Source organism: Nocardia sp. NPDC005746, from assembly GCF_040630785.1.
In the GTDB taxonomy this organism is placed as follows: Bacteria; Actinomycetota; Actinomycetes; order Mycobacteriales; family Mycobacteriaceae; genus Nocardia.
Genome location: NZ_JBEXYE010000001.1, coordinates 769737 through 792530 on the forward strand (window position 1 = coordinate 769737; position 22794 = coordinate 792530).

Here is a 22794-nt window from a genome sequence, read left to right on the forward strand (position 1 = left end):
TGCCCTCCGCTTCGCTCCGGGCGGGTTCGCGGCCCCCGAGGTCTCGATTCTTCCCTCCTCCGCTCCTCCGCTTCGCTCCCCCGCTCCGTCAGTCCAGAATCGAGACGGGCCGCGAACTGTACGCGGGGCGAACATGGTGAGCGGTCTCGACTGGGCCGTACGGGAGACCTGCTGGTGGTCGGCTTGGCATGATCTTGCGCTGCCGAGGCAGTAACCCCTGCCATGCCGCGCAGGGGACGTAGGAATTGTGCCCCACGCTGGGCCGCGGCCCCGAATTCGGTGCGCTCCGCCACACCGTTGCGGAACCGCAGCTCCCGCTCGGAACCGCTACTTCTTCCCCTTGGACAAGGCCCATTCCGCGCCCTGCGGCGTGTCGGTGACCTCGACGCCCGCGGCCTGCAGCCGGTCGCGGACCGCGTCGGCGGTGGCCCAATCCTTGTCGGCGCGCGCCTGCTGCCGCCGCTCCAGTTCCGCGCCGATCAGCACGTCCAGTGCGGCGATGGCGTTCGAGTTGTCGGCGGGCGCGGCCCAGTGCGCGTCCAGCGGATCCACGCCGAGAATGCCCAGCATGGCCCGGACCTGACCGGCGAGCATGCGCGCGCCCGAGAGGTCACCGGCATCGAGCGCCTTGTTGCCCTCGCTCACCACGCCGTGAAGTGCGGCCAGCGCCTGCGGAACGCCGAGATCGTCGTCGAGTGCCTCGGCGAAGGCCGGGGTCCAGGTGCCGACCGGCACGTCGCCGGTGCGCTCGGCGACCCGCAGCACGAACGCCTCCAGGCGCTGGTATCCGGCGGCGGCCTCGGTCAGCGCCTGATCGGAGTATTCGACCATCGACCGGTAGCCCACGCTGCCGAGGTAGTAGCGCAATTCGACCGCGCGCACCCCGACCCGTTCCAGCACATTCGGAATGGACAGCACATTGCCCAGGGACTTGGACATCTTCTCGCCGCCCATGGTCACCCAGCCGTTGTGCAGCCAGTAGCGCGCGAATCCGTCCCCGGCCGCGCGCGATTGCGCGATCTCGTTCTCGTGGTGCGGGAAAACCAGATCCATTCCACCGCAATGAATATCGAATTCCGCACCGAGATAGAACTCGGCCATGGCGGAGCATTCCAAATGCCAGCCCGGCCGGCCGGGGCCCCACGGCGACGGCCAATTCGGTTCACCGGGTTTCGCGGCCTTCCACAGCGTGAAATCGCGCGGATCCTTCTTACCGGTGCCCGCGCTCTCACCCTGGTGCACGTCATCGAGCTTGTGCCCGGACAACTTTCCGTAATCCGGGAAGCTCAGCACATCGAAATAGACATTGCCCTCGGAGGCATAGGCGTGGCCGCGCTCGATGAGCCGTTCCATCATCCCGACCATCTGGGTGATGTGCCCGGTGGCGCGCGGTTCCGCGGACGGCGGCAGCACGCCGAGCGTCTCGTAGGCGCGGTCGAAGGCGCGCTCGTGCGTGGCCGCCCACTCCCACCAGGGGCGGCCGTGCTCGGCGGCCTTGGTCAGGATCTTGTCGTCGATATCGGTGACATTGCGGATGAAGGCGACGTCGAAACCGTTGGCGGCCAGCCACCGTCGCAGCACGTCGAAGGCGACGCCGCTGCGCACGTGCCCGATGTGGGGTTCCCCCTGAACGGTCGCGCCGCACAGGTACACCGAGGCTTTGCCGGGGACCAGCGGTGTGAAATCACGCAGGGTCCGCGTCTCGGTGTCGAAAAGGCGCAGAGTCACGACAGAGCATCCTAGCTGTTGGGAAATGGGCGGATTACGGGTGCGTCAGGCGCGGCAACACAGCAGGGCGGTGGCCACCGCGGCCACACCCTCGCCGCGGCCGGTAAGGCCCAGACCGTCGGTCGTGGTGCCCGACACCGAGATCGGCGCACCCAGGATCTCACCCAGCACCTGTTGCGCCTCGGCCCGCCGGGGACCGATTTTGGGCCGATTTCCGATGACCTGTACAGCCGCATTGACAATCGAGAATCCGGCCTCGTCGAGCAGTCGCCGGACTTCTTTCAGCATGGCCGCGCCGGACACGCCCTCCCATTCGGGACGGCCGGTGCCGAAGACCGCGCCGACATCGCCGAGTCCGGCGGCCGAGAGCAGGGCGTCGCAGAGCGCGTGGGCGGCGACATCGCCGTCGGAGTGGCCCGCGCAGCCGCTGTCGCCCTCGAACAGCAGGCCCGCCATCCAGCAGGGGCGGCCGGGTTCGATGGGGTGGACATCGCTGCCGATGCCGGTGCGCAGGCTCATCGGATCCATCACGGCGCGATCACCGCCGCGCGTGTCGTGTCCAGCCCGCCTGCGGTGTCGGGCGTATCACGGCGGGCGGCCAGGGTATTGGCCAGGACCAGGTCCAAGGGCGAAGTGATCTTGAAAGCGAGGGCGTCACCGAGCACCGTCTCGACGGTCGCACCCAGCATCTCCACCAACCCCGCGTCATCGGTCGCCTGTGTGCCCACAGCGTAGGCGGAGCGCAGCAGCTCGGCGTCGAAGCCCTGCGGAGTCTGGACGGCGCGCAGCTCGGAGCGGTCCGGCGTGCCGGTCACCGCGCCCGAGGCGTCCACGGATTTGATGGTGTCGGCCACCGGCAGGGCGGGCACCACGGCCCGCGCACCCGCGCGCAGCGCGTCCACGACCCGGGTGATCAGGGCCGGCGGAGTCAGGGCCCGGGCGGCGTCGTGCACTAGCACCAGGGTGGCGTCGGGGGCGGCCGCGAGGCCGGCCCGCACCGAATCGGTGCGCTCGGCGCCGCCGGCGACCACGTGCACAGGGACGTCGGAGTCGGGCAGCAGGGCTCGGGTCTGGGCGACTAGTTCGGCGGGCACCATAACCACAACGTCGTCGACCGACCCGGAATCGATCAGCCCCTGGACCGCGAGAGTGAGCATGGGACTGCCGCCGACGTGGACGAAGGCCTTCGGCTTGTTCTCACCGAGACGCACGCCCATGCCGGCGGCAGGAACCAGGGCGACGACACGAACGCCGTCGCCGGGTGTTGTTTTCACGGTCAGGAGGCCGCTGCGAGAACCTCGTCGAGCAGGGTCTCGGCCTTGACGTCGTCGGTGCCCTCGGCGAGCGCGAGCTCGCCGACGAGGATCTGCCGGGCCTTGGCCAGCATGCGCTTCTCACCGGCGGACAGGCCGCGGTCCTGCTCACGACGCCACAGGTCGCGGACGACCTCGGCCACCTTGTTCACATCGCCGGAGGCGAGCTTCTCGAGGTTGGCCTTGTAGCGACGGGACCAGTTGGTCGGCTCCTCGGTGTGCGGAGCCCGCAACACCTGGAAGACCCGGTCCAGGCCCTCCTGCCCGACGACATCGCGGACGCCGACATACTCGGCATTCTCCGCGGGAACCCGAACGGTCAGGTCGCCCTGTGCGACCTTCAGGACCAGATACTCCTTTTGTACACCCTTGATGGTGCGGGTTTCGATAGCTTCGATCAGCGCCGCTCCGTGGTGGGGGTAAACGACGGTGTCTCCGACCTTAAAAATCATGTGTCCCGTGCCCCTTTCGATGTTCACAGTTTAACATGCGACTCGGTAACGGCGCGATCAACGGCGCAGGTCAGGGCCACAACGGAGCGGCGGCGGGGGTTGACAGATGGCGAATCGTGTGCATCCCGTTGTGGCATAAGGGGATAGCGCATCGCACTGTTCGCGCGCATATGCGAGTGCGTAGTTCGCATACGCGACCGGGCACCCTCGCATAAACGGCAATGCATCTCTCGAGAACTCGTCTCGGAATCTCTGTCAGGCCCCCTGACACATCCCACCCGGTCGCTCCGTGTGATCTGTGACGCGCCCGGCCGAGAACGCACCGCACTCGCACCGATATCGCACGACGCTCGCAACCGATACCGCGTGACGCGCGCACGACACCGCCCGCGTGTAGCACGGGGGAAGCGACGCACTACTCTCATTGACTACTACTCTCCATAGTGGAGTGAGCCCGGTCGACATGGAGGACACCGTGACTGCCCTGAAAGCCACCACTGCGTCGAAGTCGCGGCGGCGTGCCGTGACAGTTGCTGCACTCGCTGCGGGTGCGGTGCTCGCGCTGTCGGGTTGCGGCGCCGGTCAGATCTCGCAGACCGCCACCCAGGTCGCCGCCGTCAACGGCAGCACCGCCAATGTCGGGTCCATCGCGCTGCGTGACGTGCGCTTCCTGCTGCCGCAGGGCGAGGAATCCGGCAACACCAAGGGTGGCAAGGCCGTGCTGGCCTTCACCGCCGTGAACATGAGCGACAGCAAGACCGACGAGCTGGTCAGCATCACCGCCGAGGGCCTGGGCACGGTCAAGCTCGACGGCAAGATCGAGATCAAGCCGTCCAGCGCTGTCGTCGCCGACAAGCCGACCGCCAAGGACGCGGCTCAGGCCTCCGCCGTGCGCGAGCAGAACGCCGGCCAGCCCGCCTCCGACAAGGTCGCGGACCCGAGCGCCAAGCCGATCCTGATCGAGGTCACCGGTCTCGCCAAGGACGTGAACCCGGGCCTGACCTACCCGCTCACCTTCAACTTCAAGGAGGCCGGCACCGTCGTCGTCAACACCCCGGTCGACGCCGGTCCGAACAACCCGCGCCCCGAGCCCGCCAAGGCGGAGAAGAAGGGCGGCGAGCACTGAGCTCGCGCTGAACCTCTGAATTGTGCCCGTCCCGGATCTGGGGCGGGCACAGTTGTTTCCGATCACCCAGAGGTTCGCGGCCCGTCTCGATTCTGGACTGACGGAGCGGGGGAGCGAAGCGGAGGAGCGGAGGAGGGAAGAATCGAGACCTCGGGGCCGCGAACCCCGCCCGGAGCGAAGCGGAGGGCAAAAGATATGGCCAAGGTGAAATCGGTGTATCGGTGTGCGGAGTGCACGTGCGAGGTCGCCAAATGGGTTGGGCGCTGCCCGGATTGCGGGGCGTGGGGGAGCATCGAGGAGGTGGCCGCGTCCTCGGGCGCAATGGCGGTGGGGCGGCGGGCCATGCTGCCGAGCACGGCGGCCACGCCGATCTCGAGCATCGACTCCAACAAGACGCAGTCGCGGTCGACGGGCGTGTCCGAGCTGGACCGGGTGCTGGGCGGCGGGATCATCCCCGGTTCGGTGGTGCTGTTGTCGGGGGAACCGGGCGTCGGCAAGTCGACGCTGCTGCTCGAGGTGGCGCACCGGTGGGCGCGGGCGCGTGACGAGATCGCGCTGTACGTGACCGCGGAGGAGTCGGCGGGTCAGGTGCGGCTGCGGGCGGACCGGACCGACGCGGTGCACGAAAAGGTGTACCTGGCCGCGGAATCCGATCTGGCGACCATCCTGGGCCACGTGGAGCAGGTGAAACCCAGTCTGCTGGTGGTGGACTCGGTGCAGACCATGCTGGCCGCCGACGCGGACGGCGTGATCGGCGGTGTCACCCAGGTGCGGTCGGTGACGGCGGCGCTCACCTCGCTGGCGAAGGCGACCGGGATCGCGGTGCTGCTGGTCGGGCACGTCACCAAGGACGGCGCGGTGGCCGGTCCGCGCACGCTGGAGCACCTGGTGGACGTGGTGCTGCAGTTCGAGGGGGACAAGCATTCGTCGCTGCGCATGGTGCGCGGCATCAAGAACCGTTTCGGCAGCACCGACGAGGTCGGCTGCTTCGAGATGGTGGAGGCGGGAATCCGTTGCGTGGACGACCCTTCCGGGCTGTTCCTGCACCATCGCACCGATGCGGTGCCCGGGACCGCGGTCACGGTCGCCATGGACGGCAAGCGCCCCATGCTGGGTGAGGTGCAGGGCCTCACCGTGGACACCCAGGCGCCCGCCCCGCGGCGCGCGGTGAGCGGGCTGGACTACAACCGCGTTTCCATGGTTCTGGCGGTCCTGCAGAGCCGTGGGGGCGTGTACGTGGGCAAGCAGGACGTCTACGCGGCCACCGTGGGCGGTATGCGGCTCACCGAGCCCGCGGCGGATCTGGCTGTCGCGCTTGCCATCGCGAGCGCCAGCCAGGATCTGGCGCTGCCGACCGGCATGGTGGTGCTGGGTGAGGTCGGGCTGGCGGGCGAGGTGCGCCAGGTGACCGGGCTGACCCGCCGGTTGGCGGAGGCGGAGCGGCTGGGCTTCACCGAGGCCCTGGTCCCGCCGGGCGTGGACCGCACCGGCCGCACCATGACATTGCGCGAGGTGGCCGATATCCGTGCGGCACTGTCGGTTACCGGTCTGCGTCGGCGTCGGCGCGATCAGGAGCCCGTGGAAATGGCGGAGTGAACGCCGGAATCGAATAGCGGGAGCGCGAATTCGATATGGGAGCGGAATTCGATTCGCGAATACCGGAATTCTCCGGAAACGACGAAGGCCGGGATCCGTGCGATCCGATCCCGGCCTTCGGTGTGCTGGCGGCGTCAGGCGATATTGAACGGTTCCGGCTGGCTGCGGACCGAACCGAGCTGGGCCACAACGGTGTACGGCCCGGCCGGAACCTGCAGGCGCTCGCCCGCGCAGCCCGGCTGCGAGCTGGCGCCGGACCAGGTGACGGTGAAGGCGGCCTGCTGGCCGGGGGCCAGGGCGCGCATGTCGGGGGTGCCGTCCGGGTAGCAGTCGGTGCTGGACCACAGCCTGCGCTGGCCGTCGAGGGACTGCACCTGGACCAGCTGCAACCCGGAACCCATGTCGCGTTCGCAGACGCCGCTGGAGATATTGGTGATGACGATGCCGAATTGCGGCTGCTCGCCGACCTTGTAGGTGGCCTGTCCGACGGTGACCTTCACCGCCAGCGACTGATCGGGGCACTGGGCCTTCGCCACCGGGGCCGCGCCGCTCGACGACACGGCGGACGGCTTGGCCGAGCTCGGGTCCGGAGTGCCCGTGGCGCTGCCCGAGGGCTTACCGCTGGCCGCCGCACTGGAGCCGGCGGCGGCCTTGGTGTCGGACTTGTGGTCGTCGCCGCCGCCCTTCAGCAGCGCGAAGCCCACCCAGAGCACCAGGGCGAGCCCGATCACCATCGCGCCGATCGCGACCGCGCGTCGACGCCAGTAGATTTCCGGTGGGAGTGGTCCGTTCGGTTCCAGCACGGTGACAACGGTAAGCGCACCGTCCGGGTCATCCCGAGCAGGGTCTCGGCGTGTCGGTCGCGAAAGCGGCTACGGGGCCGGTAAATTCCGGCCCCCGCGGCGGGTCAGACCACTTCGCCGATATTGCCGATGACGCGGTGCAGCTTGATCTGGCCTTCGCCGAGGTTGTAGGTGACGCAGGCGATGGCGCACTCGCCGGTGGCGACCCGCTGGGAGATGATCATCGACCGCTGCATGAGCAGGCGGGCGGTCTCCTCGACATGGCGGGCCTCGAGTTCGTCGACGCTCGCCAGGCCCTCGCGGCGGCCGATCAGGATGGACGGGGTGACGCGTTCGACGACCGAGCGGATGAAGCCGCCGGGCACATTGCCGTGGTCGAGGGCGTCGATGGTGGCCCGGACCGCGCCGCAGCTGTCGTGGCCGAGGACCACGATGAGCGGCACGTTCAGGACCTGCACGCCGTATTCGATGGAGCCCAGCACGGAGGCGTCGATGACGTGCCCGGCGGTGCGCACCACGAACATATCGCCGAGGCCCTGATCGAAGATGATCTCGGCGGCCACGCGGGAGTCGCCGCAGCCGAACAACACCGCGCCGGGCTGCTGCCCGTCGACGAGCTTGGCCCGCTCGATCGCGCCTTGGCTAGGGTGCCGCAACTGGCCGTTGACGAAGCGTTCATTGCCTTCGCGCAGGGCTTTCCACGCACTGATCGGGTTGTTATGCGGCATGTGACTCATTTTCCATAGCCCCTCGGTTACCGGCGAGTCCATGGCGTTACGGTCCGGCAAAGACGGGCCGACCACGCCGCCGCGAACTCGGTGAGCTGCCGAACACGCCGGGAGACTTCTGTGTGCGGCACGCCGGGCTGGGAAATCCGGCCCCTTCGGTATGGATACCATCGCCCATGGTGGTCTGCAGGATTCCCTGTGCCCCAACCCGGAGCGCAGCGGAGGGCAAATGGATATGGACAGTGATGCGCTGATCGACTGGTATCAGGAGACTGCTCGGGACCTGCCGTGGCGGCGGCCGGGGGTTACCGCGTGGCAGATCTTGATGAGCGAGATCATGCTGCAGCAGACGCCCGTGGTTCGGGTGGAGCCGATCTGGCGGGAGTGGGTGGCGCGCTGGCCGGTGCCGTCGGCGATGGCGGCCGCGCCGCAGGGTGAGGTGCTGCGCGCCTGGGGCAAGCTCGGGTATCCGCGGCGGGCGCTGCGGCTGCACGAGTGCGCGCGGGTATTGGCCGCCGAGCACGGCGACGAGGTGCCCGCCGATGTGGATGTGCTGCTGGGCTTGCCGGGCATCGGGGCGTACACCGCCCGCGCGGTCGCGTGTTTCGCGTACGGGCAGCGAGTTCCGGTGGTGGACACCAATGTTCGCCGGGTGGTGGCGCGGGCCGTGCACGGTCGCGCCGAGGCCGGCAATCCGGCGGCCCGCGATCTGGCCGAGACCGAGGAGCTGTTGCCGGCGCGGGTCGATCGGGCCGCGGTCATGTCCGCGGCGCTGATGGAGCTGGGCGCGCTGGTCTGCACCGCCCGGACCCCGGGCTGCGAGCGCTGCCCGCTGCCCGCGTGTGCGTGGGTGTCGGCGGGCCGTCCGGTCTCGGAGGTGGTGCGCAAGGTGCAGAAGTACGAGGGCACCGATCGTCAGGCGCGCGGACGACTGCTCGATGTGCTGCGGGATTCGTCGGGGCCGGTGGAGCGGGTTCGCCTGGACCTGGCCTGGACTCGGGATCCGGGTCAGCGGGACCGGGCCCTGGATTCGCTGCTGGTCGACGGTCTCATCGAGCAGACCCCCGACGGCTTGTTCGCGCTGGCGGGCGAGGGGAGCTGACGCCGCGTCGCTCGCTCCCGGGCCGATACGTGACGGCCCGGGAGCGAGCGAGTGGGCATGATCTGCCGACCCTCATGCGGCAGATCGGGTGGGGTGTGGCCGGTTTCGCGGGATAGTCGCGAAAATCAGGCGGCGACCAGGGCGGTGCGCCGATTGCGGGTGCGGGACCCGACCACGCGGCAGATCAGGTAGATGGTGAACGAGATGGTGGTGACGAAGGTCGAGATCGGAACGCCGGGGGCCAGCGACAGCAGAATGCCGCCGACCGCGGCGATCTCGGCGAACACGATCGACAGCACCGCTACCCGGGCCGGGCTCGCGGTGAGCTGCGCGGCCGCCGCGGCGGGCGTGATGAGCAGCGACAGCACCAGCAGCGCGCCCACGATCTGCACGCCGAAGGCGGCCGTCACGCCGAGCAGCACCGCGAACACGATCGACAGCGCCCGCACCGGAACCCCGCGTGCGACAGCGACTTCCGGGTCGGAGCTGGCGAACAGCAGCGGCCGGTAGACGGCGGCCAGCACCACCAGCACCGCGGCCGTGCAGGTGGCCAGCAGCCCGAGACCGGAATTGCCGACGCTCACCACCTGGCCGGTGAGCAGCGAGAACTTGGAGCCCGCGCGTTCCGGGCCGAGCCACAGGAACAGCACCGACAGGCCCAGGCCGAAGGACAGCACCACCGCGATCACCGAATCGCGTTCGCGGGCCCGGGAACCGAGCACGCCGAACAGCACGGCGGCCACGACCGACCCGATGATGGCGCCGACGCCCACCCCGATCCCGGCGAGCAGCGCGGCGGCCGCGCCGGTCAGTGACAGTTCGCTGGTGCCGTGCACGGCGAACGACATCTGGCGGCTGATGATGAGCGGTCCGATGGCCCCGGCCAGCAGGCCCAGCAGCGCGGCGGCGATCACGGCCTGCTGCACGAAGTCGTAGGCCAGCAGGTGCGTGGTGGTGGACACGTCGAACAGCTGCGAGAACAGCTTGGACAGTTTCTCCATCAGGCCCGCACCTCCGGCTGGCAGTGGGCCGCGCCGGATTCACCGAGCGCGTCCATGGCGTCGCCGGTGCCGACCACGACGAGGCGGCCGCGCACCCGCAGCACGTCGACCTCGGTGCCGTAGAGCTCGGAGAGCGTCTCGGAGGTCATCACCTCGTCGGGCGTCCCGATCCGGAACTTCCCGTCCACCAGGTAGAGCACCCGATCCACCAGCGGCAGAATGGGATTGATCTCGTGGGTCACGAACAGCACGGCCGTCTCGTGGCTGCGCCGCCGCCGATCGATCAGTTCGGACACCAGCCGCTGATTGGCCAGGTCGAGTGAGAGCAGCGGTTCGTCGCACAGCAGCACCCGAGGATCTCCCGCGAGCGCCTGCGCGACCCGCAGCCGCTGCTGCTCACCGCCCGACAGCGCGTCCAGGGGCGCGTGCGCGAACTGCTCGGCGCCTACCGCCGAGATCGCTTCCGCGACTTTTCGTTTCCGCTCCTTACGCCCTCGGAACCCGATGCCCCAACGATGCCCGTCCACCCCGAGGCCGACGAGGTCGACCCCGCGCAGCTGTGCCCCGCCCTCGATGGTCTTCTGCTGCGGCACGTATCCGATCGCCGGATTCCCGAGCCGCGCCGGCGATCCCGCCACCTCGGCGGTCCCCGCGCTCAACGCCACCTGCCCCAGTAGCATCCGCAGCATCGAGGTCTTCCCGGACCCGTTGGGCCCCAGCACCGCGATGAATTCCCCGGCCTCGACCTCGAGGTCGAGTCCCTCCCACAAGGTCCGGTCCCCGAACGACAGCCGCGCACCCGATAGTCGCACCGCGGGCGCACCGCGACGTTCAGTGGAACGATCGTCCACGCCCGCCGCATCCGCTCGTTGTTCGGCCGCGGCGGTATCGCGGAGTGTCGCCTGGTTGTTGTCGGTGCGGGTGGCGCGGCCGGAGGGGGTGCGGGGCCGCGCGCCGGTGAGGGCACAACCGGGTATCGGGGTGGTGACGCCGGGGGTGGCGGGGGCGTCGGGCTTCGCGGACATGATGGTGCTCCCGGTTGGGGCGGAACGGGTTTCGGAGACGGCGCGGTCACCGGGCGCGGTGCGTGCGCTCGGTGACCGCGGGGTGCTCCGGTCGTTCAGCGGGGTTTCCTAGGTGCGAGGGTCGGGTGCGGCGGCGGTCAGGCCAGGGCTTTGGCCAGGGCCTGGGCGTTCTCGGTCATCCAGGTGACGTAGTCCTTGCCTTCGGGGAGGGATTCGGTTACCTCGACGACGGCGAGACCGGACTTGTCGGCGGCGGCGCGCAGGTCCTTGGTGAGCTTGTCCTCGGTCTGGATGTTGTAGACCAGGGCGCGAACCTGCTTGGCGGTCACCAGGTCCCGGACGGTGGCCACGTCCTGCGGGGCCGGGTCGGTGCCCTGCTCGATGGCCTCCTGGAAGGCGTGCGGGGTCTTGTCGTCGGCCTTGGCGGCGGTGAGCAGGTTGGCGGCGATCGGCTCGGTCTGCAGGACCGGCTGGTTCGGGTGCTCGGCGGCGATCTTGGCGGTCACGGCCTCGATGGGGGCCAGCTTGGCCGCGAAGGCGGCGGCGCGGTCGGCGTAGTCCTGCTTGTGGGCGGGGTCGATCGCGCCGAGGGCGTCGGCGATGTGCTCGGCGACATGGCCGACCTGGTGTACGTCGTACCAGACGTGCTCGTTGGTCTCGTGGTCGTGCGCGGCGGCCTCGGTCTTGGCGGAAGTCGGTGCGGCCGAGGCGCTCTCGTGCGCCTTGTCTGCGTGTGCCGGGTCGCCTTCGGTGGCGATGTCGAAGGCGTTGACCGTCTTGGTGTTCCGTCCGGCGATGGCCTTGTCGATGAATTCGTCGTAGTGGCCGCCGTTGTAGACGACCAGCTTGGCGTCGGTGATCTTGGCGGCGTCGGCGGGCGAGACCTCGAACGAGTGCGGGTCGGCGCTCGGGTCGCTGATGATCGATTCGACCCGCACGTCGGGCCCCGCGACGGCCTTGGTGATGTCGCCCCAGACATTGGTGGAGGCGACGACGGTGAGCTGGTCCGAGGTCTTGGTGCTGCCGCAGGCGGTCAGGGTGGCGACGGTCGCGAGTCCTGCGGCGAACACGGCGAATCCTCGGGCAGAGCTTCTGGTCACGCGGGGCACTCCTGGCACGACGGCTTATCAATAACGAAAACGATTGCCATTTGAATGTAGCGCACATCCCGGGCGAGTCCCTAGCCCCGATCCGCGGATGTGGTCCGCGACACGAAAGGCCCGGAGAGCAACCTGCTCTCCGGGCCTTTCGGAACTATCGAATCCTCAGGTCAGCGGCTGGTGAAGGCCGCGACCGGCTGGCTCAGCAACTGCGCGCAGCGCAGCAGACCGAGGTGGCTGTAGGCCTGCGGGTGGTTGCCGAGCGAGCGTTCGGCGACCGGGTCGTACTCCTCGGAGAGCAGACCGGTCGGTCCCGCCACATCCACCAGTTGCGCGAACAACGCCTCCGCGTCCTCCCGCTTGCCGATCAGCAGGTACGCCTCGACCAGCCACGCGGCGCACAGGTGGAACCCGCCCTCGCCGCCGGGCAGCCCGTCGTCGTGGTGGTACCGGTAGACGGTCGACCCGCTGCGCAGTTCCGCCTCGGTGGCCACCACGGTCGCCGCGAAGCGCGGGTCGGAGGGCTCGATCAGCCCGCTCAACCCGATGTGCAGGGTGGCGGCGTCCAGGTCGGTGCCGTCGTAAGCCGCTGTGTAGGACTGGACTTCGTCGTTCCAGCCCTCGGCCTTGACCTCGTCGGCGATGGTGTCGCGGAGCGGCGCCCACTCCGGGTCGGCCGGGCGGCCGAACTGCTTGGCCAGGGTGAGCGCCCGGTCCACCGTCAGCCAGCCCATGACCTTCGAGTACACGTGGTGGCGCGGATTGCCGCGGATCTCCCAGATGCCGTGGTCGGCTTCGCGCCAGCGCCGCTGCACCGCGGACACCATGGCGTGCACCAATTCCCAGTCCGCGTCCGGCAGCGCCTTGTCGGGATCGTTGATGCCCTGGCGTTCCCGGGTGTGCGCGAGCTGCGAGATGAGGTCCACGATGGGCCCGAACACGTCCAGCTGGACCTGCATGTTCGCCGCGTTGCCGACGCGCACCGGCCGCGAGCCGGCGTAGCCGGGCAGCTGGTCGATGACGGCCTCGGGCGGCAGGGTCTCGCCGTAGAGGGTGTACAGCGGGTGCAGCCGCTCGGGTCCGGGCAGCGTCTCGAGCACCCGATGCACCCAGGCCAGCAGCTCCTCGGCCTCGCCGGTGGAGCCCAGCGAGACCAGCGCGGACGCGGTGAGCGAGGCGTCGCGCAGCCAGCAGTAGCGGTAGTCCCAGTTACGCACGCCGCCGATATCCTCGGGCAGCGAGGTGGTGGCCGCGGCCAGGATGGAGCCGGACGGCGCGTGCACCAGTCCGCGCAGGGTGAGTGCGGAGCGCTTCATCAGGTCGGGCTTGAGCGGCGGCAGTTCGAGGGTGCCGACCCATTCCGCCCAGTAGCCTTCGGCCTCGCGGCGGCGGTCCGCCTCGGGGCGCATGGCGGGCGCGAGATCGGAGGTGCCGCAGCGCAGTTCGAGCACGACCGGACCCTGGGAGGGGTCCACGACGGCGCGGGCGGTGTGGTGGTTGCCCTCGTCGATGATCTCCCATTCGACGCCTGGGGAGCGCAGCACCATCGGATCGTTGGTGCCCTCGAGCTTGAGCCCGCCGGTGGCGTGCATCAGCCGCACGGGCACCTGCCCGAATTCGGGCCGAGGCGCGAAGGTGATGACCGCCTTGGCGTCACCGGTGATGACCCGGGTGAGGTCGGTGCGCTCGGGTACCACGTCGTGCGGCAGGTAATCCACGACCTGCAAACTGGACCAACGGGTTTCGACGGTCATGGTGCCGTCGACGTACCGCTGCGACAGCGGCAGCCCGGCGCGTTCGGGCTGAATGGTGAAGTGCCCCGCGCCCGGTCCGCCCAGCAGGTGGGCGAAGACGGCGGCGGAGTCGGGTTCGGGGTGGCACAGCCAGGTGACCGTGCCGTCCGGTGTGACAAGGGCTTTGGAGCGAGGGCTGGCCAGCATGGTCAGCCGCTCGATTCGAGGGGCCGAGGCACCTGCCAACCATGTGCGGCGCTCCTCGAGTAGGAACGCCAGCGCCTTCGACACCTCCTCGGTGCTGGCCACATGGTATTTCGCGAGGGATTCGCCGTCGCCGACCTTGATGCCGACGTCGGGTCCGGAGAGGCGCTTGAATGCCTTCTCGTCGGTTACGTCGTCGCCGATGAACAGCGCCGCGGAAGCGCCCTGCTGATGCCGGACGATGTCGAGGGCCGCGCCCTTGTCGGTCTCGACTACCGCGAGCTCGATGACTTCCTTGCCCTCGGTGGTCTGCACGCCCACCCAGCTGGCCGGACCCTGTCGCACCTGAACCAGTGCGCGACGGCCGATTTCGGGGCTGGCATTGCGGACGTGCAGGGCCACGCTGGCGGGTTTGATCTCGACCGAGGCGCCCGGGTTGTCCTGAGCGATCTGCGTCAGGGTTGTAGTGACTTCTTGCAGTAGCTGTTTCGCGTCGTTGTCGATGGCGTGCACGAAGCCGACATCGAATTCCGAACCGTGACTACCGATCAGCTGAACCTCGACCGGAAGTCGCGACAGCGCCGCGAGATCTCGCAGGGCGCGGCCCGAGATGACGGCAGCCGTGGTGCCGCTGAGGCCGGCGAGAGCGCGTAAGGCGTTCACCGACTCTCGATGGGGATAGGCCTTGGCCGGGTCGGAGACGATGGGCGCGATGGTCCCGTCGTAGTCCGAAGCGACCAGCAGCCGTGGCACGCGGGCGATAGCCGACAGGGCACGGCGCAGTTCGAGTGACAAATCCTGTGCGCTCACGCATCCAACCTAGTGATCGGAGGAGATTTTTCAGGGCGCGAGTGATGCTACTGGGTCTTGATTGCCCGCTCGTGTGTGCGGTGATACATAGCGTTTACAAGACACTTTCGCGTCCTTCGCACCTTGTGTGAGACACACCCGGGTTGCTCGCTGTTCACCCCGGCTGACCAGCGCTGTTCCAGCAAACCCGGACCCCGGAAATGCCAACGGGCTGCCCGGCTCTCCGGACCGGGCAGCCCGTCTCGCTTCGCGAACGCAGTAATGCGTTCGCTACTCCTTGTCGCCGCCGATGAGCAGATCGACGGTCAGCTCCAGACGCTCGGTGACGTCCGTGGCGGACGCGCGACGGGTCAGCCAGGCGACCAGATTCGACAGCCACACATCGGAGATGACGCGGGCGATGGCGAGCTGGCGGTCGCTGGGGATCTCGTCGGACAGGGCGCGGGCGAAGAACCGGTCCATCACCTTGCCGACCCGATCGACCTCGGCGGCCGCGGACGCGTCGGCGAACATGAAGGCACGGGTCATGGCCTCGGTGAGCAGCGGGTCGCGCTGCATGGCCCGGGTGACCTGGGTAAGCAGCAGGTGCATGCGCTCCTGCGGGGTGGCCCCGGCCAGCGGCTTGCGGCGGCCCTCGAAGGACTCGAACTCCCGGGCCAGGGCGGACACCAGCAGGTGCACCTTGGACGGGAAGTACCGGTAGAGCGTGCCGACGGCGACGTCCGCGCGTTCGGCGACGGCCCGCATCTGGACCGCGTCGTAGCCGCCCTTGGAGGCGAGTGCGAGGGTCGCGTCGAGGATGCGTTTACGCCGGTCGCGCTGGGCCGCCGAGCTCAGATCCTCCTCGCTGAGGGTGGTGACGGGCGCGGTGCGTCCACCGGGCGCCCCGTCGGCGGCCTGCGATCGGGAGGGACTGGCCATCGGTTGAAAGTCCTTTCGCACGAATCGTTCGGTTCATCTCACCCGGCAGACACGCGCGCCGGGCACGAGTTCGTACCGCGTCGTCGGGACGGCGCTTGACTTCCGCCCGGCTCGAACATTAGAACATGTTCTAGGAGTGGAAGTCACGCCGGGAAGAAGGTAGGGGTTGTGACCATAGCCACCACTGACGAGCATAAAGCCGTCCAGGAGTCGATGCGCGGATGGGCGTCGGCAGTGCGACCAATTGCAACAATGCGTTCCGGCGCACCAGATTTCTGGCACGAATACTGGCCGCGCCTGGCCGATCTCGGGGTTTTCCGGGTCGCGGTTCCGGAAGAGGCCGGGGGCGCGGGCGGTACCGTCGGGGACCTGGCCGTCCTGATCGAACAGGCGGCGCACGACCTCGTCGGCGGACCGGTTCTCGCGACGGCGCTGGCAGGTCTCGTCGTCGGCGAGGCGCTCGACGAGACTACGCCATGCGGCGTCGCGCTCGAGGGCGAAATCGCGATCTCGGCGAGCGCTTCGGGCGCCGTGGTCTCCGGTGCGTGGGACTCGGTTCCGGGCGCCGCGCCGGGAACCGCCGTGCTGGTCCCGGTGCGTGACGGCGACCGCCACCTGTGGGCGCTGATCGACGCCGACGCCGCCGGGCTGACCGTCGAGCCGCTGGACGCGATCGACCAGAGCGTGCCGCTGTCCCGCGTGGTCGTCACCGATGTCACCGTGGCCGCGGACCGGCTGTTCGAGCCCGGCTTCTCGGTGCTGGACCTGGCGGCCACCCTGGTCGCCGCCGAGCTGGCGGGCATCGCGGGCTGGGCCCTGGAGACCGCCACCGAATACGCGAAGGTGCGCGAGCAGTTCGGCCGCCGGATCGGCGAGTTCCAGGCCGTCAAGCACATCTGCGCCTGGATGCTGTGCCGGGTCGAGCAGATTCGCGCGGTGGCCGCCGATGCCGCCGCCGCCGCGGACGCCGGGAGCGCCGAGCTCCCGCTGGCCGCCGCGGTCGCGCTGTCGATGTCCCTTGACGCCGCGGTCGAGAACGCCAAGGACTGCATCCAGGTCCTGGGTGGCATCGGCTTCACCTGGGAGCACGACGCCCACCTGTACCTCCGCCGCGCCACCGCACTGCGGCAGCTGCTGGGCGGCACCGCGCGCTGGCGGGCCCGGGTCACCGAGCTCACCCTGGCGGGCGTGCGCCGCACCGTCGGCATCGACCTGGGCGGCGAGGCCGAATCGGACTGGGAGACGGGCGGTTTGGACGCCGCCGAGGCGGCCGTGCTGGAGGCCGACCTGGCCAAGATCGCGGCCCTGCCCGAGGCCGAGCAGCGTCCGGCGCTGGCCGAGGCCGGACTGATCGCCGCGCACTGGCCCGCGCCCTACGGTCGCGGCGCCGGCCCGCTGCTGCGCACCCGCCTCGACGATCAGGTCCGCAAGGCCGGGATCACGCTGCCGGACATCGCGATCGCCAACTGGGCGATCCCGACCCTGCTGCAGTGGGGCACCCCCGAGCAGATCGAGCGCTACGCCATGCCCACGCTGACCGGCGAGGTCATCTGGTGCCAGCTCTTCTCCGAGCCGGGCGCCGGTTCGGACCTGGCGGCGCTGCGCACGGTGGCCGAGCGGGTCGAGGGCGGCTGGAAGCTGCGCGGTCAGAAGGTGTGGACCTCGCTGGCCGATCGCGCTACCTGGGGTATCTGCCTGGCCCGCACCGACGCGTCCGCGCCGAAGCACAAGGGCATCAGCTACTTCCTGGTCGACATGAAGAGCGCCGGGCTGGACATCCGGCCGCTGGTGGAGATCACCGGCGAGGCGCGCTTCAACGAGGTGTTCCTCGACGACGTCTTCGTGCCGGACGACTGCCTGGTCGGCGAGCTCGGCAATGGCTGGAAGATCGCGCGGTCGACGCTGTCGGCGGAGCGGGTGGCCATGGGCGGCAAGGGAATCGGTGACGAGCTGGAGGCGTTGATCGCCGCCGCGCCCGTCTCGGGCCCGGGCGCGGAACTGGTCGCGGATCGGCTCGGCGGACTCGTCGCGGAGTCGGTTGCGGGAACATTGTTGGAGGCCCGTGCGGCCCGGAAACTGCTGACCGGCGGCGACCCCGCCGCGGAGAGCAGTGTGCGCAAACTGGTCGGTGTCAGGCACCGGCAGGCGGTGGCCGAGTTCGCCGTCGAATTGTCCGGTGTCGCGGGCGCTCTGGAAACCCCTGTGGTGAAGGAATTCCTGCTCACACGCTGTTTGTCGATTGCTGGCGGTACCGAACAGATTCTGTTGACCGTCGCCGGTGAACGGATTCTCGGGCTGCCTCGCGAGTCGAGCAGCTAGCCCACACTCAACCGGGAGCTTTGAATTGGACTTCACCAGGGACGAGAGCCAGGACGCTGTCGCCGAGGTTGTCGTAAGTTTGCTGGAGCGTGAAAGCGCACGCGATATCGCGCTCTGGCCCATCATCGCGGAGAGCGGTCTGCTCGCCGTGCCGCTGCCCGAGCAGTTCGGCGGCGACGATATGGGTCTGCTCGAGGTCTCGGCCATGCTCACCGAGCTGGCCACCGATGCCGCGCAGGTGCCCGCCCTGGCCACCCTCGCGTTCGGCGTGCTGCCGCTCAAGGCGATCGGCGTGCCGGATGCCTTGGCGGAGAAGGTGTTCCCGGCCGTGGCCGAGGGCGCGGTGCTGACCGCGGCCCTGCACGAGACCGGCGCGCCGTTCACGGTGAAGCCCGAGACCACCGCGGTGTCCGACGGCGCCACCGTGCGTGTCACCGGCGCCAAGGTGGCGGTGCCCTACGCGGACACCGCGCGCTGGATCCTGGTGCCCACCGACAACGGCCTGGCCGTGGTCAACGGTGACGCCGCCGGCATCACCCGCACCGCGAGCCCGACGTCCGATGGCGTGCCGGAGTTCTCGGTCCGCTTCGACGGCGTCGCGATTCCGGCCGAGCAGCTGCTGCCGGGCGGGCTCACCGAACTGCACCGGTACGCGCTGGCGGGCCTGGGCTCGGTGGCCGACGGCCTGCTGAAGGGCGTCGTCGGGCTGACCGCCGAGCACGTGCGCACTCGTCAGCAGTTCGGCCGCGCGCTGGCCGAATTCCAGGCGGTCGCGCAGCAGATCGCCGATGTGTACGTGGTCTCGCGGACCCTGCACGCGGTCGCGCTGTCGGCGGCCTGGGCGCTCGCCCAGGAAGACCCCAGCGCGGAGCACCTGGAGCGAATCGACGACGATCTCGACGTGCTGGCGTACACGGTGGCCTCGGAACTGCCCGCGGCCATGCAGCAGTGTCACCACCTGCACGGCGGCCTGGGCGTCGACATCACCCACCCGCTGCACCGCTACTACTCACAGGCCAAGGACATCGCCCGCTGGCTCGGCGGCGAATCGTTCCGGCTGGACCGTTTGGGAGCCAGATGTTCATCGAACTGACCGCGGAACAGCGGCAACTGCGCGACGAATTGCGCTCGTACTTCACCGGTCTCGTGACTCCCGAAGAGGAGGCCGAGATGCTGGTGAACCGGCACGGCGACGCCTACCGCGCGGTGGTCAAGCGCATGGGCCGCGACGGCAAGCTCGGCGTCGGCTGGCCCAAGGAGTACGGCGGCCAGGGCTTCGGTCCGCTGGAACAGCAGATCTTCTACAACGAGGCGGTCCGGGCCGATGTGCCCGTGCCCCTGGTGACCCTGCTGACCGTGGGCCCGGCCCTGCAGTCGTTCGGCACCGAGGAGCAGAAGCAGAAGTTCCTGCCCGGAATCCTCACCGGTGACGTGCATTTCGCCATCGGCTACTCCGAGCCCGACGCCGGCACCGACCTGGCGGCCTTGCGCACCTCCGCGGTGCGCGACGCCAACGGCGACTGGATCGTCAACGGCCAGAAGATCTTCACCACCGGCGCGCACGAGGCCGACTACGTCTGGCTGGCCGTCCGCACCGGCACCGTGGAGTCCCGGCACAAGGGCATCACGATCCTGATCGTGGACACCAAGGACCCGGGCTACTCCTGGACGCCGATCATCACCGCCGACGGCGCGCACCACACCAACGCCACCTACTTCGACAATGTCCGCGTCCCCGCGAACATGGTCGTCGGCGAGGTCGACGGCGGCTGGAAGCTGATCACCACCCAGCTCAACCATGAGCGGGTCAGCCTGGGCCCGTCCGGCAAGATCGAGCAGCTCTACGAGCGGGTGCGCGAGTGGGCGCAGAAGCAGGGCGTGCTCGGCCAGGCCGAGGTGCGCCGCTCGCTGGGCCGCCTGCACGCCATGACCCGGCTCAACGAACTGCTGAACTGGCAGGTGGCGTCCAATATGGAACGCCCCGACGCCGATCCGCGCGACGTGATCGCCGACGCCTCGGCGACCAAGGTGTTCTCCACCGAGGCGCTGCAGGAGGCCGGCCGTCTGGCCGAGGAGATCGTGGGCCGCTTCGGTGATCCCGCCGACCCGGCCACCGCCGAACTGCTGGTCTGGCTGGACCGCCGCACCAAGCAGAACCTGGTGGTGACCTTCGGTGGCGGTGTCAACGAGGTCATGCGCGAGCTGATCGCCCAGATGGGCCTGCGGCTGCCGCGGGTGCCGCGCTAGATCGCAGAGGAGCAGAGCGTGACGAAGAGTTTCACGGCCGACGAGATCCGCGACGGCCTGGAGAAGATCAAGGCCGACGGCGAGTCCGCGCCCCGCGCGGGCCGCGACCCGATCAACCAGCCGATGATCAACAACTGGGTCGAGGCCCTCGGCGACGCCAACCCGATCTACGTCGACGAGGCCGCCGCGCGGGCGGCCGGGCACCCCGGCATCGTGGCCCCGCCGGCCATGGCGCAGGTGTGGACCATGCTGGGCCTGGGCGGCGTCCGCGCCGACGACGACCCGATGACCCGCACCAACGAGCTGTTCGACGCGGCCGGTTTCACCTCGGTGGTCGCCACCAACTGCGAGCAGGTCTACCACCGCTACCTGCAGCTCGGCGAGCAGGTGACGGTGCGGTCCAGCATCGGTGACATCGTGGGCCCCAAGAAGACCGGGCTCGGCGACGGCTGGTTCACCACCTACCTCACCAACTGGTACGTGGGCGACGAACTGGTCACCGAGATGAAGTTCCGGATGCTGAAGTTCGCGCCCGGGACCGGAAAGACCGAGGCCCCCAAGGAATCCGAAGACGTCTCGGCCGAGGATCTCGCCAAGCGCGTGCGGCCGACCGTCTCCAAGGACACCGAGTTCTATTGGGAGGGTGTCAAAGCCGGAGAGCTGCGCATCCAGCGGCGGCCCGACGGCTCGCTGCAGCATCCGCCGGTTCCGGCGCTGTGGAAGCACCACTCCGAGCAGACCGACTACGTGGTGGCCTCGGGTCGCGGCACCGTCTTCAGCTTCGTCGTGCACCACGCCCCGCGCGTGCCCGGACGGCAGCTGCCGTACGTGATCGCCCTGGTCGAGCTGGAAGAGGGCGTGCGCATGCTCGGCGAGCTGACCGGGGTCGACCCGGCCGACGTCGAGGTCGGCATGCCGGTCGCGGCCGCGTTCCTGAAGCTCGACGACGACAACACCGTGCCCTACTGGAAGGCCGTCAAATGACAACTGTCGAACTGTCGGCCGTTCAGGTCGGAACCACGTTGCCGGAGTTGGTGATCCACGCCGACACCACGTTCATCGTGTCGACGGCGCTGGCCACCCGCGACTTCCAGGACGTGCACCACGACCGCGACAAGGCGCTGGCGCGCGGCTCCAAGGACATCTTCGTCAATATCCTCACCGACACCGGTCTGGTGCAGCGGTTCGTGACCGACTGGGCGGGGCCCACGGCCATCGTCAAGTCGCTGTCGCTGCGCCTGGGCGTGCCGCTGTACGCGGGTGACACCCTCACCCTGTCCGGCACCGTCTCGGCCGTCGAGGGCTCGACCGTCACCATCGACGTGGTCGGCAAGGATTCGCTCGGCGACCACATCACGGCGAAAGCCGTTATCTCCCTGCAGGAGGCACAGTGACCGGGCTGAGCCGCGAAGCCGCGATCGTCGGCATCGGCGCGACCGACTTCTCCAAGGACTCCGGCCGCAGTGAACTGCGTCTGGCCGCCGAGGCGGTCACCGCCGCTCTCGCCGACGCGGGCCTGACCCCCGCCGACGTGGACGGCCTGACGACCTTCACCATGGACACCAATACCCAGGCCGCCGTCGCGCGCGCCACCGGTATCCCGTCCCTGAAGTTCTTCTCCAACATCCCGTTCGGCGGTGGCGCGGCCGCCGCGACCGTGCAGCACGCCGCCATGGCGGTGGCGACCGGGATCGCGGATGTCGTCGTCGCCTACCGCGCGTTCAACGAGCGCTCCGGAAACCGCTTCGGCCAGTTCGCCACTCACCTGGCGACCGGCAACCCGAGCTCCTCGGGCGTGGACAACGGCTTCTCCTACACCCACGGCCTGGGCACCCCGGCCGCGCAGGTGGCCATGGTGGCCCGCCGCTACATGCACGTGTACGGCGCGCGCAGTGAGGATTTCGGCCGCATCGCGGTGGCCGACCGCAAGCACGCGGCGGTGAACCCGGCGGCCCACTTCTACGGCAAGCCGATCACCCTCGAGGAGCACCAGGCCTCGCGCTACATCGCGGAGCCGCTGCACCTGCTGGACTGCTGCCAGGAGACCGACGGCGGCGTGGCCATCGTCATCACCTCCGCGGAGCGGGCCAAGGATCTGCCCAACAAGCCCGCGCTGATCGCGGGCGCCGCCCAGGGTTCGGGTGCGGATCAGTACGTCATGACCAGCTACTACCGCGACGGTATGACGGGTCTGCCGGAGATGGGTCTGGTCGGCGACCAGCTGTGGGCGCAGAGCGGTCTGCGCCCGGAGGACATGCAGGCGGGCATCCTCTACGACCACTTCACCCCCTTCGTGCTGATGCAGCTCGAGGAGCTGGGCTTCTGTGGTCGTGGCGAGGCCAAGGACTTCATCGCCGACGGCGCCATCGAGATCGGCGGCCGGTTGCCGCTGAACACCCACGGCGGCCAGCTCGGTGAGGCGTACATCCACGGCATGAACGGCATCGCCGAGGGCGTGCGCCAGATCCGCGGCACCTCGGTCAACCAGGTCCAGGGCCTGGAGAACATCGTGGTGACCGCCGGTACCGGCGTCCCGACCTCGGGCCTGGTGCTCACCGCCAACTGACCTCGATCGAACCCGACCTC

The 22794-nt window shown here is 69.3% G+C and carries 20 protein-coding genes; 9 read left to right on the plus strand and 11 right to left on the minus strand.

Annotated features, from left to right (window positions below; genetic code table 11):
* Positions 1-327: 327 nt before the first annotated feature.
* The 4 genes from cysS to carD are packed head-to-tail and all read right to left on the minus strand — an operon-like array spanning position 328 to position 3493.
* Positions 328-1728: a cysteine--tRNA ligase gene (gene cysS / locus ABZ412_RS03550; protein WP_357275756.1), complete on the minus strand. Its 1401-nt coding sequence runs from the start codon at positions 1726-1728 to the stop codon at positions 328-330.
* A gap of 45 nt (positions 1729-1773) precedes the next feature.
* On the minus strand, positions 1774-2241 hold the full coding sequence (gene ispF, locus ABZ412_RS03555) for a 2-C-methyl-D-erythritol 2,4-cyclodiphosphate synthase (RefSeq protein WP_357275963.1): 468 nt from the start codon (positions 2239-2241) through the stop codon (positions 1774-1776).
* A 14-nt stretch (positions 2242-2255) separates the two neighbouring features.
* A complete protein-coding gene (gene ispD, locus ABZ412_RS03560) occupies positions 2256-3002 on the minus strand; it encodes a 2-C-methyl-D-erythritol 4-phosphate cytidylyltransferase (protein WP_357275758.1) in 747 nt (248 codons plus the stop codon).
* 2 nt (positions 3003-3004) lie between these two features.
* Positions 3005-3493 (minus strand): RNA polymerase-binding transcription factor CarD, encoded by a 489-nt coding sequence (gene carD / locus ABZ412_RS03565; RefSeq protein ID WP_019931623.1) that lies wholly within the window; start codon positions 3491-3493, stop codon positions 3005-3007.
* Positions 3494-3968: 475 nt separating this feature from the next.
* Between carD and ABZ412_RS03570 the strand changes: the two genes are divergently transcribed.
* A complete protein-coding gene (locus ABZ412_RS03570) occupies positions 3969-4619 on the plus strand; it encodes a hypothetical protein (protein WP_357275762.1) in 651 nt (216 codons plus the stop codon).
* A 195-nt stretch (positions 4620-4814) separates the two neighbouring features.
* A complete protein-coding gene (gene radA / locus ABZ412_RS03575; protein WP_357275764.1) occupies positions 4815-6215 on the plus strand; it encodes a DNA repair protein RadA in 1401 nt (466 codons plus the stop codon).
* Positions 6216-6349: 134 nt separating this feature from the next.
* Here the strand turns inward: radA and ABZ412_RS03580 are convergent, their stop codons facing one another.
* A complete protein-coding gene (locus ABZ412_RS03580; RefSeq protein ID WP_357275767.1) occupies positions 6350-7018 on the minus strand; it encodes a hypothetical protein in 669 nt (222 codons plus the stop codon).
* Between the two features lie 104 nt (positions 7019-7122).
* On the minus strand, positions 7123-7746 hold the full coding sequence (locus tag ABZ412_RS03585; RefSeq protein ID WP_357275769.1) for a carbonic anhydrase: 624 nt from the start codon (positions 7744-7746) through the stop codon (positions 7123-7125).
* Between the two features lie 229 nt (positions 7747-7975).
* On the opposite strand from ABZ412_RS03585, the gene ABZ412_RS03590 reads away from it, so the two are divergent.
* Complete coding sequence (locus tag ABZ412_RS03590) at positions 7976-8848, plus strand: A/G-specific adenine glycosylase (RefSeq protein WP_357275771.1); 873 nt, start codon at positions 7976-7978, stop codon at positions 8846-8848.
* A gap of 125 nt (positions 8849-8973) precedes the next feature.
* Here the strand turns inward: ABZ412_RS03590 and ABZ412_RS03595 are convergent, their stop codons facing one another.
* From ABZ412_RS03595 to kstR, 5 genes are all read right to left on the minus strand, one after another.
* Positions 8974-9849 (minus strand): metal ABC transporter permease, encoded by an 876-nt coding sequence (locus ABZ412_RS03595; RefSeq protein ID WP_357275774.1) that lies wholly within the window; start codon positions 9847-9849, stop codon positions 8974-8976.
* Positions 9849-10874, minus strand: a complete 1026-nt coding sequence (locus ABZ412_RS03600; RefSeq protein ID WP_357275776.1) for an ATP-binding cassette domain-containing protein — start codon at positions 10872-10874, stop codon at positions 9849-9851. Before ABZ412_RS03600 ends, ABZ412_RS03595 begins: the two co-directional genes overlap by 1 nt.
* 137 nt (positions 10875-11011) lie before the next feature.
* Positions 11012-11974, minus strand: coding sequence for a zinc ABC transporter substrate-binding protein (locus tag ABZ412_RS03605; protein ID WP_357275778.1), 963 nt, complete (start codon positions 11972-11974; stop codon positions 11012-11014).
* 170 nt (positions 11975-12144) lie between these two features.
* A complete protein-coding gene (gene otsB, locus ABZ412_RS03610) occupies positions 12145-14721 on the minus strand; it encodes a trehalose-phosphatase (RefSeq protein WP_357275781.1) in 2577 nt (858 codons plus the stop codon).
* A 270-nt stretch (positions 14722-14991) separates the two neighbouring features.
* Positions 14992-15642, minus strand: coding sequence for a cholesterol catabolism transcriptional regulator KstR (gene kstR / locus ABZ412_RS03615; RefSeq protein ID WP_357087396.1), 651 nt, complete (start codon positions 15640-15642; stop codon positions 14992-14994).
* Positions 15643-15810: 168 nt separating this feature from the next.
* Here kstR and ABZ412_RS03620 point away from each other — a divergent pair, with 168 nt between their 5' ends.
* The 6 genes from ABZ412_RS03620 to ABZ412_RS03645 are packed head-to-tail and all read left to right on the plus strand — an operon-like array spanning position 15811 to position 22774.
* The gene (locus tag ABZ412_RS03620) at positions 15811-17961 is read left to right on the plus strand and encodes an acyl-CoA dehydrogenase (protein WP_357275784.1); all 2151 of its coding nucleotides are present in this window, start codon (positions 15811-15813) and stop codon (positions 17959-17961) included.
* A 25-nt stretch (positions 17962-17986) separates the two neighbouring features.
* Positions 17987-19054 carry an acyl-CoA dehydrogenase family protein gene (locus tag ABZ412_RS03625; RefSeq protein ID WP_357275787.1) on the plus strand — a complete coding sequence of 356 codons (1068 nt, stop codon included), beginning with the start codon at positions 17987-17989 and terminating at the stop codon, positions 19052-19054.
* Entirely contained in the window at positions 19039-20208 is a 1170-nt protein-coding gene (locus ABZ412_RS03630) for an acyl-CoA dehydrogenase family protein (RefSeq protein ID WP_357275790.1), read from the plus strand. The genes ABZ412_RS03625 and ABZ412_RS03630 overlap by 16 nt, the downstream gene beginning before the upstream one ends.
* Positions 20209-20226: 18 nt before the next feature.
* The gene (locus ABZ412_RS03635; protein WP_357275792.1) at positions 20227-21192 is read left to right on the plus strand and encodes a bifunctional MaoC family dehydratase N-terminal/OB-fold nucleic acid binding domain-containing protein; all 966 of its coding nucleotides are present in this window, start codon (positions 20227-20229) and stop codon (positions 21190-21192) included.
* On the plus strand, positions 21189-21602 hold the full coding sequence (locus ABZ412_RS03640; protein WP_357275795.1) for a MaoC family dehydratase: 414 nt from the start codon (positions 21189-21191) through the stop codon (positions 21600-21602). The genes ABZ412_RS03635 and ABZ412_RS03640 overlap by 4 nt, the downstream gene beginning before the upstream one ends.
* The gene (locus ABZ412_RS03645; protein WP_357275796.1) at positions 21599-22774 is read left to right on the plus strand and encodes a lipid-transfer protein; all 1176 of its coding nucleotides are present in this window, start codon (positions 21599-21601) and stop codon (positions 22772-22774) included. The genes ABZ412_RS03640 and ABZ412_RS03645 overlap by 4 nt, the downstream gene beginning before the upstream one ends.
* Positions 22775-22794: the final 20 nt, after the last annotated feature.

Coding starts and splice junctions, on each gene's coding strand:
- carD (WP_019931623.1), bottom strand. CDS start 3,493: ATGATTTTTAAGGTCGGAGACACCGTCGTTTACCCCCACCACGGAGCG.
- ABZ412_RS03600 (WP_357275776.1), bottom strand. CDS start 10,874: ATGTCCGCGAAGCCCGACGCCCCCGCCACCCCCGGCGTCACCACCCCG.
- ABZ412_RS03590 (WP_357275771.1), top strand. CDS start 7,976: ATGGATATGGACAGTGATGCGCTGATCGACTGGTATCAGGAGACTGCT.
- kstR (WP_357087396.1), bottom strand. CDS start 15,642: ATGGCCAGTCCCTCCCGATCGCAGGCCGCCGACGGGGCGCCCGGTGGA.
- ABZ412_RS03595 (WP_357275774.1), bottom strand. CDS start 9,849: ATGGAGAAACTGTCCAAGCTGTTCTCGCAGCTGTTCGACGTGTCCACC.
- radA (WP_357275764.1), top strand. CDS start 4,815: ATGGCCAAGGTGAAATCGGTGTATCGGTGTGCGGAGTGCACGTGCGAG.
- ABZ412_RS03630 (WP_357275790.1), top strand. CDS start 19,039: ATGTTCATCGAACTGACCGCGGAACAGCGGCAACTGCGCGACGAATTG.
- ABZ412_RS03640 (WP_357275795.1), top strand. CDS start 21,189: ATGACAACTGTCGAACTGTCGGCCGTTCAGGTCGGAACCACGTTGCCG.
- ABZ412_RS03585 (WP_357275769.1), bottom strand. CDS start 7,746: ATGCCGCATAACAACCCGATCAGTGCGTGGAAAGCCCTGCGCGAAGGC.